Annotated in this window: 11 protein-coding genes; all 11 read left to right on the forward strand. The window is 68.2% G+C overall.

The annotated features are described in order from the left end of the window. Positions 1–5: 5 nt before the first annotated feature. The gene (locus QF206_RS10890) at positions 6–545 is read left to right on the forward strand and encodes a TRAP transporter small permease (protein WP_281489253.1); all 540 of its coding nucleotides are present in this window, start codon (positions 6–8) and stop codon (positions 543–545) included. Between the two features lie 31 nt (positions 546–576). Beyond that, a complete protein-coding gene (locus tag QF206_RS10895) occupies positions 577–1,998 on the forward strand; it encodes a TRAP transporter large permease (RefSeq protein ID WP_281489254.1) in 1,422 nt (473 codons plus the stop codon). A gap of 55 nt (positions 1,999–2,053) precedes the next feature. After that, positions 2,054–2,809, forward strand: a complete 756-nt coding sequence (locus tag QF206_RS10900) for an SDR family oxidoreductase (RefSeq protein WP_281489255.1) — start codon at positions 2,054–2,056, stop codon at positions 2,807–2,809. Between the two features lie 97 nt (positions 2,810–2,906). After that, positions 2,907–3,350, forward strand: a complete 444-nt coding sequence (locus QF206_RS10905) for a MaoC family dehydratase (protein ID WP_281489256.1) — start codon at positions 2,907–2,909, stop codon at positions 3,348–3,350. A 31-nt stretch (positions 3,351–3,381) separates the two neighbouring features. Beyond that, entirely contained in the window at positions 3,382–5,001 is a 1,620-nt protein-coding gene (locus tag QF206_RS10910; protein WP_281489257.1) for an AMP-binding protein, read from the forward strand. Beyond that, positions 4,998–6,437: a carboxyl transferase domain-containing protein gene (locus tag QF206_RS10915; RefSeq protein WP_281489259.1), complete on the forward strand. Its 1,440-nt coding sequence runs from the start codon at positions 4,998–5,000 to the stop codon at positions 6,435–6,437. Before QF206_RS10910 ends, QF206_RS10915 begins: the two co-directional genes overlap by 4 nt. Position 6,438: 1 nt before the next feature. Continuing rightward, positions 6,439–7,341 (forward strand): alpha/beta fold hydrolase, encoded by a 903-nt coding sequence (locus QF206_RS10920; RefSeq protein ID WP_281489260.1) that lies wholly within the window; start codon positions 6,439–6,441, stop codon positions 7,339–7,341. Further along, positions 7,338–8,900, forward strand: a complete 1,563-nt coding sequence (gene glpK / locus QF206_RS10925) for a glycerol kinase GlpK (protein ID WP_281489261.1) — start codon at positions 7,338–7,340, stop codon at positions 8,898–8,900. The genes QF206_RS10920 and glpK overlap by 4 nt, the downstream gene beginning before the upstream one ends. 81 nt (positions 8,901–8,981) lie before the next feature. Next, entirely contained in the window at positions 8,982–9,536 is a 555-nt protein-coding gene (locus QF206_RS10930; RefSeq protein WP_281489262.1) for a TetR/AcrR family transcriptional regulator, read from the forward strand. Beyond that, complete coding sequence (locus QF206_RS10935; protein ID WP_281489263.1) at positions 9,536–12,436, forward strand: MMPL family transporter; 2,901 nt, start codon at positions 9,536–9,538, stop codon at positions 12,434–12,436. Before QF206_RS10930 ends, QF206_RS10935 begins: the two co-directional genes overlap by 1 nt. Then, positions 12,433–14,214, forward strand: coding sequence for a YhgE/Pip domain-containing protein (locus QF206_RS10940; protein WP_281489264.1), 1,782 nt, complete (start codon positions 12,433–12,435; stop codon positions 14,212–14,214). Before QF206_RS10935 ends, QF206_RS10940 begins: the two co-directional genes overlap by 4 nt. The last annotated feature ends 365 nt before the right edge of the window (positions 14,215–14,579 follow it).

Genomic DNA, 14,579 nt, shown 5'->3' on the forward strand with positions numbered 1-14,579 from the left:
TCATGATGAAAATCCTCGACACGATCTCGAGCAAGGTCTCCGGAGCCGCGGCGGTGCTCGCAACGGTGTGCACCCTGCTCCTCGCGCTCGCGATCACCGCCGATGTCCTCGCCCGGTTCCTGACCGGCAGGAGTCTCGTCGGCATGGTGGAACTGTCGGAGACGCTCCTCGTGTCGATGGTGTTCCTCGGGCTCGCATATTGCGGGTACCTCGGGGCTCACATCTCGATGAACCTCGTCACAGCCGCGCTGCCCGGCCGCGCTGCAGCGGTAGCACGCACCATCGCGTACGCGCTGGTCACTGCACTACTCGTGTGGATGCTGTGGGCGACCGCCGGCCGGGCGCTCGACTCGTTCTTCTCAGGAGAGTTCAAGTTCGGCCTCGCGCAATGGCCGCTCTGGCCCGCCCGCACCGCGATCGCGGTCGGCATCCTCATCACCATCCCGGTCTTCCTGCTGACGTTGTGGGGCAACGTCCTGGCGATCTTCGGCAAGCAGGCAGCTGTCGCGCCTCCTGCCGAAGACCCGACGAAGGTCGCCGCCTGAGCGCCCCGCGCGCTCGATCTAGGGAGCATCGATGATCATCGACACCTCACTCATCATCGTCATCGTCTTGGCGGCGCTGTTCATTCTGCTTGCCCTCGAGACGCCGGTGGCCTTCGCCCTCGGTCTTTCCGGGGCCCTCGGCCTCGTGCTGCTGCACAACTTCGGCTATGCCACGAACGTTCTGGGCTCAGTGCCGTTCACGGCGTCGTCGAGCTTCACACTGACGATGATCCCCATGTTCATCCTGATGGGCACGCTGGCGGTGAAGGCGCGAATAGCAGAGCATGTGTTCGCGATCGCCAACCGTGTGTTCCGCAAGCTCCCGGGCGGCCTCGGCTGTGCCACCGTCATGGCGTGCGCCGGTTTCGCGGCGGTCTCCGGGTCCAGCGTCGCCACGGCCGCGACGATGTCGCAGATGGCCGTCGGCGAGATGCGCAAGTACGGGTACCCCGCCCACTTCGCGACCGGCATCGTCGCGGTTGCCGGGACGCTCGGAGTGATGATCCCGCCGAGCATCATGCTCGTGCTCTACGCGGTGCTTTCGAGTGAGTCGCCAGCCGCGGTGCTCGCTGCGGGCATCGTTCCCGGCCTGCTCTCCGCCCTGGCGTACATCATCTACATCATGGTCGTGGCGCGACGCGTGATCGTGCAATCCACGTCGACCTTGGAGAGCGCGCTGGAAGACGCTGCGCTCGGTGCCGACACTATGCGCGTCGAGGTCGCAGGCTCGGGTGCGACCGCAGTGCAGACGAAGACGCGTCTCGCGCCCGCTCTTCCGCCGCTCAGCAGCCTGCCCTGGCGGGGTCTCGTACGGATCGGCGTACTCTTCCTCATCGTCATGGGCGGGCTCTACACCGGGTTCGTGACCCCGACCGAATCCGCCGCCATCGGTGCTCTCGCCGCGCTGGCGATCATGGTCATCGAGCTCCGGCGCGACGGGTTCGCGAAAATGCGGTCGACTGCTGTCTCTGCGCTGAAGGAATCCGCCGTATCCACGACGACCGTGTTCGCGATCGTCGTCGGATCGATGGTGCTCTCGACTTTCTTCGTGGCCTCGCGCGTGCCGCACCGACTCACCGAGTGGGTCACCTCGCTGGACGTTCCCGGCTGGATGATCGTGGCGATCCTGCTGCTGCTCCTCATCCCAATGGGGATGGCGCTGGAATCGATCTCGATCCTCGTCATCTGCGTGCCCCTGATGCACCCGATCGTGACGGGTCTCGGATTCGATGGCGTCTGGTTCGCGATCCTCGTGGTGAAGCTGATCGAAGTGGGCCTCGTCACCCCGCCCGTGGGGGTGAGCTGCTTCGTTGTGGCGGGCACCACAGGAGTTCCCGTGCAGACCGTGTTCCGAGGCATCCTGCCGCTCGTGCTGGTCGAACTGGGGGTCGTGGTGATGCTCTTCATCTGGCCCGACCTCGTGCTGTTCTTGCCGTCCCTCGTCGTGCAGTAACGCATCCCAGCAACTCGCGACCGGGCCGAAACCCCCTCGTTCCTTAAGGAGAAGTATGTCTACCGACAGCAGCCCCCGTTCCGACCTCCGGTTCGACTTCAGCGGTCGCAAGGTGATCCACACGGGTTCGGCCCAGGGCATCGGCCGCGCAACTGTCGAGCGCTTCCTCGCGGATGGCGCGACGGTCGTCGCGGTCGACCTCGACACCTCCGCGCTCACCGAACTGGCGGAGCGGAGCGACGGGGCCCTGCACCTGATCGACGGTGACGTCGCGGATCCTGAGACCGCGGCTCGCGCCGTCGCAGCGCTCGACGGCGAGGTCGACATCCTCATCAACAACGCCGGCGTGCTGCGCGACCGCATCCACTGGAAGCTCACGGACGATGACTGGACGCGTGTGCTCGACGTGCATCTGCGGGGCACCTTCAACTTCATCCGCGCCTGTACGCCGGCGATGAGGAAGGCCGGTTACGGCCGGATCATCAACACCACGTCGTACGCCGGCATCCGCGGCAACTTCGGCCAGGCGAACTACTCCGCTGCGAAGGCGGGCATCATCGGCCTCACGAAGGCCGTCGCGAAGGAGGTCGCGGCGTTCGGCGTCACGGTCAACGCGATCAGCCCGAACGCGCAGACCGCCATGATCGATTCGATTCCGGAGGAGCGGCGCGAGGAGATCCGCAAGGAGGTGCCGATGCAGCGCTTCTCGAGCACCGACGAGGTGGTGCCCGCCATCGCCTTCCTCGCCTCGGCCGAAGCCGGCTACATCACGGGCGTGGTCGTGCCGGTGGATGGCGGCATCTCGATCTAGTCGCCTCGATCTCGTCGCCCCGACCGGTCGACGCATCCAGCGGCACGGCGCCGGCCGCTCAACCGGTGCCACCACCATCTATCGAAGGAAGACAGCAATGGAACTCACCCTCGAACAGGTTCGCAACGCGGACCAGCTCGACCTCGGCACCAGCGAGTGGTTCACCGTCACGCAGGAGCTCATCAACAAGTTCAGTGAGCTCACCACGGATGACCAGTGGATTCACGTCGATGTCGAGCGCGCTGCAAAGGGCCCCTTCGGAGCGACGATCGCTCACGGCTACCTGGTCGTGTCACTGATCTCTCAGTTCCTCGACGAGCTGCTCGTCATCACCGACCGCTCGCTCACCGTGAACTACGGCATCGACCGGCTGCGCTTCACCGGCCCGGTTCGCGCCGGCGCGCGCATTCGCATGCACATGACTATTGCTCGCACGCGCGTGAAGGGCGATGCTGCCATTGCAGAGCTCGACCTGCGTCTCGAAGCCGAAGGCGAAGAGAAGCCCGTGCTCGTGGGCACCGCGCTCTTCCGTTTCAGCTGAACCGTTCCACAACACCGAGAAGGGGTCATCGATGCTCACGGCTACCGGTGCCGATTTCAGTCTTCGCGCTGAGCTCATTCTGCCAACGCTCCTGCGCTCGCGCGCGGGCGAGACGCCTGATGCCGTGTTCGCGCGTGAGATCGGTGGCCCCTCGCGGACGTACGCCGAGATGCACGATGGGGCGCTGGCGCACGGCGCCTACTTCCAGCAACTCGGGATCGCCCGTGAGGAGGTCGTGGCGACCTTCCTGCCCGCTTCGATCCGCGCCCTGGAGATCTGGCTCGGGCTGTCGTGGGCGGGCGCGATCGAAGCCGCACTCAACACGGGGTATCGCCACCAGTTGCTCGCCGATGTGCTGAACGACACGCGCGCGACCGTCGTGGTCACGACCTCCGACTTCGTTCCGCGCCTCGTGGAGGTCGCCGGGTTGCTCGAGCACGTCGACCGCCTCGTGCTGATCGATGTCGACGAGCGCGACATCCCGTCGTCGCCCGTGGACGGCTGGGCGATGCTTCCGGGCGCTGATGCCGGAGCGACGGCCTTCGAGGTGTCGTCGTTCAAGGAGCCGCGGCTCGAGGACACGAGCTGCGTGCTCTACACCTCGGGAACCACAGGACCCTCGAAGGGTGTCGTCATTCCCTGGGCGCAGATGCTCGAGAGCGGCCGAACGATCATCCCGGTCGAGCACATGGATGCCGACGACGTCTTCTACTGCCCGTACGCCCCCTGTCACATCACGGGCAAGGCGTATTTCTACAGCATGCTGCTCGTCGGCGGCGGCTATGTCGTCAAGCAGCAGTTCCGCACGTCGGACTTCTGGCCTGAAGTGGTCGAGTACGGCTGCACGACGACCCTGTTGCAGGGGGCCATGGCGCACTTCCTGCTCAACCAGGCCCCGAGCCCTCTCGAGCAGAACAACCCTCTCGACAAGGTGATCGTCGCGCCGGTCATCGCCGAAGTGCAGGAACTCGAGCGACGCTTCGGCGTGCGAGTGGGAACCGTGTACAACATGACCGAGCTGAGCTGCCCGCTCGTGTCCGACGGATGGGTCAACGACGGCATCGGAAGCTGCGGCACCGTGCGCGAGGGCGTGACCGTGAGGTTGGTCGACGACCTCGACCGCGAGGTGCCCGTCGGTGAGATCGGCGAACTCGTGGTGCGGCACGACGACCCGTGGACGATGTCGACCGGATATCTGCGACGGCCCGAGGCGACCGTGCAGGCGAACCGCAACAACTGGTTCCACACGGGCGACACCTTCTATCGCGACGAGCACGACCGCTACTTCTTCGTAGACCGCAAGAAGGACGCGATCCGCCGTCGCGGCGAGAACATCTCCTCTGCCGAGGTCGAGCGCGAAGTGCGGCCATTCCCTGGCGTGAAGGAGGTCGCGGCTGTCGCTGCGGAATCCGAGTTCGGTGAAGACGAGGTGCGTCTGATCATCGTCGAGGAGCCCGGCATCTCGGTCGAGCCCGCCGAACTGCACGAGTTCCTCAAGACTCGGATGGCGGCGTACATGCTGCCGCGGTACATCGACATCGTTGACAGCATCCCGAAGACCGAGACGCAGAAGATCCAGAAGAACCTGCTGCGCAAGCTGCCGATCTCCGACACCACATGGGAAGCGCCGCAGCGCCGGGCCTCGAAATGAGCGACGCCGCGCTGGGCTCGAAGGCCGCCGAGCTCTGGGCTGCATATCCGAAGACCCTTGCGGCAGCGCGCAAGCGGCGGGGCCGCAGGGATGCCGTCGAGGTGGGGGTCGAGTCATTCGACGGCTTGGATGCCGTCGTCGCCAGGCTCGACTTCGACTTCCTCGGAGGCTCGATGGGGCGCGACCATGGCGACGCCATCGTGGCCGCGCTGGATCGAGCAACGCGCGACAACCTGCCTTTCGTCTCGATCGTGCGGTCGGGCGGCGCCCGGATGCAGGAGGGCTTCGACGCGCTCTTCCAGATGGCCCGCACCTCCGGTGCCATGGCACGTGCACGAAAGGCCGGCGTGCCGACCATCTCGTGGCTGCGCCACCCGACGACAGGCGGAGTGCACGCCTCATACGCCTCGGCCTCGGATGTGCTGCTCGCCGACCGGGGAGCGACGCTCGGATTCGCTGGTCCGCGAGTCATGCATGCGCTCGCTGGCGTCTTCCCGATGAAGGGAAGCCACACCGCCGAGCAGTACTTCGCCGACGGGCTCATCGATGAACTCGTCGACGAGAGCACGGCGCTGTCACGCATCGGGGTATGGCTTCGGCTCGCGCACCCCGCCGCCCGCGTCATGCCGACGCCTGCAGAGATGCCCGAGGAGTCGACCCGTCGATTGACTGGCTGGGACGCCCTTCGCTGCGCCCGCGACGACTCACGGCCGACCGCGCGACAGGTGGCCTCCGAAGTGTTTGACACCGTCGCTGAGCTCGGCGGCGCGCGCACGGGCACGAATGACGACGTGATGTTCGCTGCGCTCGCGTCGCTCGGCGGCGCGCCCGTCGTCGTGATCGGCACAGACCGCAACGCTGTCGGCCCGAACGGCTACCGCGGAGCTCCCACTGCGGCGGGGTTCCGCAAGGCCCAGCGCGCGATCGATCTCGCATCGCGCTGGAAGCTGCCCATCGTCACCCTCATCGACACGCGGGGGGCGGATGCCTCGACCCCGTCCGATCGCGCGGGGCTCGCCAACGCGATCGCGGAGACGGCCGTCGCGCTCATGGAGGCGTCCGTGCCGACGGTGGCCGCCGTCGTGGGAGAAGGCGGGTCCGGAGGAGCCATGGCCCTGGCGGTGTGCGATCGTCTGCTGATGCAGGACGACGCCGTGTTCGAGGTCATCGCCCCGGAGGGGGCTGCGGCCATCTTGTTCAAGGATCCGGGTCTCGCCGCGGATGTCGCCGATCAGCTCGGTCTCGGCGCTGCCGAACTGCGCGCCCGCGGCTACTCCGACTACACGCTGAGCGGACCGAGTTTCGCGGGTGCGGCGGAGTCGAACCGTGTGCTGCGGCAGGCGCTGACGTCGCAGCTGGCCCTGCTCAGCAGGCAGAGCGCCGATGAACGAGGCGCGGCGCGCCACCGCCGATACGGTGCGAGTGAAGGGAACTGACGTGTCAGACGCGATGACGCTCGAGCAGCTGCAAGCCATCACGGATGCCGCGGGCGGCGAGTACTGGCAAAGCCATGGCATCCGAATGAACTACGTGCTGTCGGCGCCCGGTCCACGCGGAACAGTGGCCCTGATACCCGGCCTCGGCATGCAGCGCATCGAGTGGACAGCAGAGTTCGTCTCAGCGCTGCAGCGCCTGGGGTACCGCACGCTGCTCGCAGACAACCGCGACAACGGGGCGACGGAGTTCGTGCACCCCGAGGCCATGGAGTACGAGCTCACCGATCTCGCCGACGACTGGATCGGACTCGTCGAATCGCTCGAGCTCGGCCCCGTGCACGTGGTCGGCATCTCGATGGGCGGCATGCTCGCGCAGCACTTCGCATTGCGAGCGCCCCACCTGACTCGCTCGCTCGTGTCGCTGATGTCGACCACGGGCAGGAGGGGGGTCGGGAGGCCGAGCGCCGAGGCCAAGTGGATCTTCAAGGAGCCCTTCACCGAGGGCGGCTATGAGGATTGGCTTCGGTACTGCTTGGCGCACCACGCGTCGATCGCCGGCGCCCGCTACGTCGATGAAGCCCGCGCGAGTCTGCTCGCTCAGGCGACCTGGGCGAGGGGAGTGGACCCGAGCGGCACTGCTCGCCAGCTCGGCGCCATCCAGCGCGACGGCGACCGAAGCGAGCGGCTCGGCGGCATCGTCGTGCCGACGCTCGTCGTGCACGGAAGCGACGATCCGATGATCGACGCCTCGGGCGGCCACGACACCAGCGCCGCGATCCCGGGCTCGGTGCTGCGCATCGCCGACGGGTTGGGGCACACCGTGCCCGTCGAACTCGCCGATGAACTCGCCTCGATGCTCGACGACCACTTCAGCACGAGCGAACTGGAGGAGAAGAGCGCATGAGCCCGACGAGCGGCGCACGTCCGACGACAGCCGATCACATCCTCGCCATCGACCAGGGCACCACCAGTACCCGAGCGATCGTGTTCGATTCCAAGGGAGTGCCGCGCGGGTCGTCGCAACTCGAACACCGCCAGCTGTTCCCCGCGCCGGGCTGGGTGGAGCACGACGCTGCGGAGATCTGGCGCAACGCGCAGTCGGTCATCGAGGGCGCGATGCGCCAGGCGGGGGTCGCAGCGGAGTCGATCGCGGCCGTCGGCATCACCAACCAGCGCGAGACGGTGGTGCTGTGGGATCGTGCGACCGGCGAACCCGTCGCGAATGCCATCGTCTGGCAGGACACGCGCACGCAGGCCATCGTCGACCGGCTCGCTGAAGGCCACGGCATCAACCGGTACACGGAGGCGACCGGTCTGCCGCTCTCCACCTACTTCTCGGCCACCAAGATCCTGTGGCTCTTCGAGCAGCACCCCGAACTGCGGGAGCGGGCCGAACGGGGCGAGGTGCTGTTCGGAACCACCGACAGCTGGCTGCTGTGGAACCTCACCGGTGGCGCTGGCGGCGGAGTGCACGCGACCGACGTCACGAACGCGAGCCGCACGCTCCTCATGGATCTGCGAACCCTCGACTGGGATGCCACGATCCTCGGCGAGCTCGGCATCCCTCGCGCGATGCTTCCCGAGATCCGCAGCTCCTCCGAGACCTACGGCGCAGTCGCGTCGGGCTCCCCGCTCGACGGCGTGCCGGTCGCGGGCATCCTCGGCGATCAGCAGGCCGCCACGTTCGGCCAGGCGGCGTTCTCGCGCGGCGAGGTGAAGAACACCTACGGCACCGGCAACTTCCTCATTGTGAACACCGGCACAGAAATCGTGCGCTCGAAGCACGGCCTCATCACGACGGTCGCCTACCAGTTGGGGGAGCAACCGGCGGCATACGCGCTCGAGGGCTCGATCGCGGTGACGGGTTCGCTCGTGCAGTGGCTACGAGACAACCTCGGGCTGATCAGCAGTTCGGCTGAGGTCGAGCAGCTCGCGGCGAGCGTGGAGGACAACGGCGGCGTGCAGATCGTCCCCGCCTTCAGCGGCCTCTTCGCGCCCCACTGGCGCCCAGACGCTCGCGGCGTGATCGTGGGTCTCACCCGATACGCGACCAAGGCGCACTTCGCACGCGCCGCGCTGGAGTCGACCGCCCTGCAGACCTGGGAGGTGCTCGAAGCTGCGGATGCCGATGCTGCTGCGCCCCTCGAGGAGCTTCGCGTCGACGGCGGCATGACGGCGAACTCGCTGCTGATGCAGTTCCAGTCCGATCTCCTCGGCGTTCCGGTCGTCCGGCCCAAGGTGACCGAGACGACGGCGCTCGGGGCGGCGTACGCAGCCGGGCTCGCCGTTGGCCTGTGGTCGGGGCTGGATGAGCTTCGCGAGCACTGGCAGGAGGACGCCCGATGGGAGCCACGGATGCCCGTCGAGGAGCGCGACCGGCGCCGTCGGGTCTGGCGGAAGGCCGTCGAGCGCACTCTCGATTGGGTCGACGACGACACGAGTGCCGCGCTTCCGCGCGGCTGAGCGTTCGCCCTGCGGCTGAGCGTTCGCCGCGAGTCTGACCGATCGGTCAAATCCTGACCGATCGGTCAGTACTGTGGAGGAATGGCCGATCTCACTGCCCTGAAAGCGGCCGCGCTCACCGAGTTCGCGGCATCCGGATACCTGGGCACCTCAATCGCCCGCATCGCGGAACGAGCCGGGGTGAGCAAGGCATCGGTGCTCTACCACTTCGAGTCGAAGGAGGCGCTGCTCGCCTCGGCGGTCGGCTCCGCGATCGAGGAGCTCGAGCACCTGCTCGATCGAGTGGGCACCGGCGACCTGGGCCTCGAGGAGCGCAAGGTCTTCGTCGAGGGCTTCGTCCAGTTCCTGCTCCGGAACCGCCTGGCCGTGCACATTTTCATGAACCAGCGCGGCACGCTGGCCGATCTCACGGTCATGCGCCGCGCAGACGCGCTCATCGAGCGCATCGCCCAGTTCCTGATGGAGCGCACCGCATCGCTCGATGAGCACATGCGCTTCGGCATCGCGCTCGGCGGAGCGGCCTACCTGCTCGCGAATGCAGGAGTGCTGCCCGGGCCGCAGCCCGACGACATCGAGGTGCGCGAGAGCCTCAATCGCATCCTGATCGGTCTGCTCGTTCCCGAGGCGGCCCGCTGATGGCCACGCTCCTCTACCGCATCGGCTCGTTCTCGTTCCGGCGTGCCTGGGCGGTGATCGCGGGATGGCTCCTGCTTGCAGCGCTCGCGCTCGGCGCCGGGCTCGGACTCGGGGGCCAGATGCAGGAGTCGTTCGCGATCCCGGGCACCGAATCGCAGGCCGCGATCGATCGGCTCGCTGCAGTGTTCCCCGAGACGGCCGGCGCGAGTGCGCAGCTGGTCCTACGGTCCGACGACGGAGCGCCCCTCGACGCGAGTCGCGACGAGATCGACGCGGTGGCGTCAGACCTCACCGATCTCGAACAGGTTTCGCAGGCCGTCTCGCCGTTCTCCGAATACGCCTTCGACGCCCTGTCCAAGGACGGCCGCACCGCGGTCATGCAGGTGCAGTTCGACGGAGCCGTCGAAGACATCACCGACGTGACCCTCGACGAGGTGGATGCCGCAGTCGAGCCGCTGCAGCGCGCAGGCATCTCGGTGGACTTCGGCGGGATGCTGTACCAGGACGTCGAATACGGCGTCACCGTGACCGAGCTCATCGGTGTGATCATCGCGGGCGTCGTGCTGCTGGTCACCTTCGGCTCGCTGATCGCTGCCGGCATCCCGCTGCTGACCGCGATCTTCGGCCTCGCGGTCAGCATGGGAGCGGTGCTCGCCGTCGCCGCGTTCGCCACCATCTCGAACGCGACACCGATGCTGGCGCTCATGATCGGCCTCGCGGTCGGTATCGACTACGGACTCTTCGTGCTCTCGCGGCACAGGCAGCAACTCGCGCAGGGCATCGCGCCCGCCGAGTCGGCGGCCATGGCCACTGGCACCGCGGGAAGCGCCGTGGTCTTCGCCGGGCTCACCGTCATCATCGCGCTGCTCGGCCTGCTGGTGGTCGGCATCCCGTTCCTCAGCACCATGGGCATCGCCGCCGCGTTCGCAGTGCTGCTCGCGGTGGTCGCGACGGTCACCCTGCTGCCGGCGGTGTTCCGTCTCGCCGGCAGCAGGCTGGCCCCTCGGCCCGGCAGCCGCACCGAGCGCCGAGCGCTTGCAGCGGCATCCGCCGATGGGCCGCCGTCCAAGGCCTTGGGCGCCCGCTGGGTGCGCGGAGTGCTGAAGGCGCCGGTCGCCGCCGTGGTCCTGGTGCTCGCGGTGCTCGGCACTCTGGCGGTCCCCGCATTCAGCCTGCAGCTCGCGCTGCCGAGCGGGGCGAGCGACCCAGAGGGCACCACCGCGCGGCAGGCGTACGACACGATCGCGAACGAGCTCGGCGAGGGACGGAACGGGCCCCTCATCGTGGCGGTCGACATCACTCAGACGTCTGAAGTGCTCGAGTCGCTCGAGGCCATCTCCGATGAACTCCGGGCGCTCCCGGGGGTGGATGCTGTCAGCGCCGGCATGCCGAACCGCTCGCTCGACACCGGGGTCATCCAGGTCATCCCCGAGACAGGGCCGGCAGACCCCGCTACGGCGCAGCTCGTGCACGACATCCGCGACCTCGCGCCCGGCATCGCAGCCGAGCACGACACTCCCATCGCCGTCACGGGCACCACTGCAGTGCAGATCGACATCTCCCAGCGGCTGAACGATGCGCTGCTGCCGTTCGGCATCATCGTCGTCGGGTTGTCGATCGTGCTCCTCATGCTCGTCTTCCGCTCGGTGCTCGTGCCGCTCAAGGCCGCGCTCGGCTTCGTGCTCTCGGTGCTCGCGTCCTTCGGTGTGGTCGTCGCGGTCTTCCAATGGGGATGGGGCGCAGAGCTCCTCGGCATCACGCCCGGACCAGTGCTGAGCTTCATGCCGATCCTCCTCATGGCCGTGCTCTTCGGCCTCGCAATGGACTACGAGGTGTTCCTCGTATCGGGCATGCGCGAGCGCTACGTGCACGGTGCCGAACCGCGGCAGGCGATCGAACGCGGGTTCGCCGGCGCAGCTCGGGTCGTGACCGCGGCCGCCCTCATCATGTTCGCCGTCTTCGTGTCGTTCGTGCCCGAGGGGTCGGGCGTGATCAAGGTGATGGCTCTCGGGCTCGCCGCGGGGGTGTTCCTCGACGCGTTCCTGGTGCGGATGACGCTGGTACCGGCGGTCATGGCGCTCATGGGGCGCGCCGCGTGGTGGCTGCCTCGTCGTCTCGACCGAGCGATGCCCGACGTCGATATCGAAGGCGCCCGCTTGCTCGAGCACCGTGAGGCCGCGGCGTGGGCGCGCGACCGCGATGGCGCAGTCCTGAGCTCCGCGGCCCTCCAACCCGCGAGTCAGGACGCCGAGGCATATCCCGCCACGGTCGACGTGGAGGTCGCGGCGGGCGAGGTACTGGTCATCACTGGACCGGAGCAATCACGCTCGCTGCTCGCGCAGACGTTCGCCGCACGGCGCATCCCGGCATCCGGGCGCCTGCAACTGGCCGGGAACACCGTGCCATCCGATATCTCCCGGGCGCGAATGGTCGTCGCGTATTCGGACCTCGGCGCCGAGCAGGGCGGGCTGACCGCCGGAAGTCTGCTGCAGGAGCGGCTGCGGCTGCGACACCCCTGGCGTCCGTCGCTCGTGCGGAGGGAGACTCGTGAGTGGTTGAGCCGGCTCGACGCGGCGTCGCGCAGTGCCGGGCTTCAGCCGATCAGCCCGCGCGCCGCTCTCGACCGAGCCCAGAGCCGGCTCGCCGTGGCGACTGCGGCCCTCGCCGAGGGGACGCCCATCGCGGTGTTCGAGTTCGGCGACGACTCTCCGCAGCTCGAAGTGGAAACCCTCGCGCACGCGATCGAGTCTCTGGCCGACCCGAGCACGGTCCTCGTGTTCTCGGCGCCGATGCCTCTCGCCATGACTTCGCGCCGTGTCCACCACGTGCCGCTCACACCGACCACCACGCCGTTGCCGTCCTTCACGACGACGCCCAGCATCGAGGAGGCCGTGCGATGAACCGCATTGCAACACCGAGGCGGATCCTTGCCGTGATCGCCGCGGCCGCAGTACCGCTCGCGTTCGCCGGACTCGCGATCGGCGCGTTCTCTGACGCGGAGGCGGGCGTGCACCGCATCCCTGCCGCCATCGTCAACAACGACCAGATGGTCATGCAGACGGATGCCGATGGGGCGCAGCAGCCCGTGCTCGCCGGACGTCTGCTCGTGACAGAGCTCACCGGTGCCGACTCGGCCGGCTTCGACTGGACGGTCACGAACGACGAGGCAGCTGCCGAAGCCCTCCGCGATGGTCGAGTCTCGGCGGTCGTCACCGTGCCCGAGGACTTCTCGCGCTCGATCACCTCGCTGGGCAGTGACAAGCCCGAGCAGGCGAGCATCGACATCCGCACCGACGACGCGCATGACCCGCTCACCGGCGCCGTGCTGCAAGCGGTGAGCGACGGCATGGTCGCCGCGTTCGGGCAGACCATCACTCAGCAGGTGCTGGCCGGCATGTTCGACTCGTTCGGCCAATTGGGCGATTCGCTCGGCACAGCAGCCGAAGGCGCTCGCCAACTCGGGACCGGGGTCGACGGCCTCGCGAAGGGATCAGCGGAGGCGACCGCCGGCCTCGAGAGTCTCGCCGGTGGCGTGGGTGGGTACACCCAGGGCGTCAGCTCCCTGAGCAGCGGGCTGGCGAGCCTCGACTCCGGCGCGGCCCAGCTCGACGGCGTCGCAGCAGCGGTGAACGACTTCACGGGCGGAACCGCATCGCTCAGCGCCGCCCTCTCCCGTGCGGTCGCCCAGCTCTCCGCGAATCCCTCCGACCCGGTCGCGCTGGGCACGGTGCAGGCCATCTCGGCTCAGCTCGAGCAGTTCGCCGCCGGGGGCGGACGACTGGCCTCGTCCACCTCCAGCGCGATCGACGGCGTGCAATCGGGCATCACCCGGAGCGCGCAGGGCGCCGCCACGCTCGCCCGCGAAGGCGACGCGCTCCACACCGGCGCCACTCAGGCGCACCAGGGCTCCGCGGCGTTGACCGCGGGGGCCGAGCAACTGGCGAACGCAGCCGGCGAGCTCGCGGGCGGCCTCGACACGGCTGCGAAGGCTGTGCCGAGCAGCGAGGGCACGGATGCCGAGGCCGCCGCCGCGGCACTCGCGCGCCCGGTGTCGGCGACTGTCGACCGCGAGCACGCGCTCGACAGCGCATCGCCGGCCATCGTGACGGCAGTGGCTCCCGCCGCGCTGTGGCTGGGAGCGCTCGCAGTGTTCCTCGTCTCGGCGCCCCTGTCGCACCGTGTGCTGCAGTCGAGTGCGCGGCTGGGCAGGCTTGTCCAAACGCGGCTGCTTCCCCCGACACTGCTCGTGGCGGGTCAGGCGGTCGCGCTCACCGTGATGATCCACGCAGCCGGAGCGGCGCCCTGGTCTCTCGTGCCCTGGACCCTCGGCATCAGCCTTCTCGCGGCGATCGCGTTCGCCTTCATCCACTTCGCGCTCATGTCGCTCGCGGGGCGTGGGGGCCTGGTGCTGTCACTGCTCGCGCTCGCCCTGCAACTCGTCTCGAGCGGTGTCGTGTTCCCCAGGGCGCTCCTCGCCGAGCCGTTCCAGGCAATCGCCCCGTGGATGCCGATGACGCACTTCTCGAGAGCTCTCCAATCGGTGCTCACCGGCGGCGCTCTCACCGACGGCCTCGCTGCGGCGGTGGCATTGGCGGGCTTCGCGGTGGTGGGACTCGCCCTCGGTGTAGCAGGGACGCGCTCACGGCGCGCTGCGCCGACCGCGGCCTTCGCGGCGTGAGCCGCGTGTGCTGAGCAGGCGCGCGTGATCGGCGACGAGAACTGCGGGAATCCGCGCGACACACCCGGCTGACACGGTCGATTTGCGCCGACCCGAAGGCGCCCGTAATGTATTCACCTGTCACCCCAAAGGTGCGGCGGAGCGGATCGCTCGCCGGCCTCAAGCGGGACAGAACCCCTTCTTCTTTCACAGGCGTAACGCTGCGCCCGTGGCTCCTTCTCCCGGCCTCTTCGGCAGGGATCGGAACACGGGCCGAGTTGACATGCCGAAGAGAAGAAGTAATATAGAGAAGTTGCCCTGTTTGCGGCCCTGGGAGGGGTCGGGCGGGGTGTCCGGTTCTTGAGAACTCAACAGTGTGCACATGT

This window comes from Ruicaihuangia caeni, from assembly GCF_029952955.1.
GTDB classification, from domain to species: domain Bacteria; phylum Actinomycetota; class Actinomycetes; order Actinomycetales; family Microbacteriaceae; genus Ruicaihuangia; species Ruicaihuangia caeni.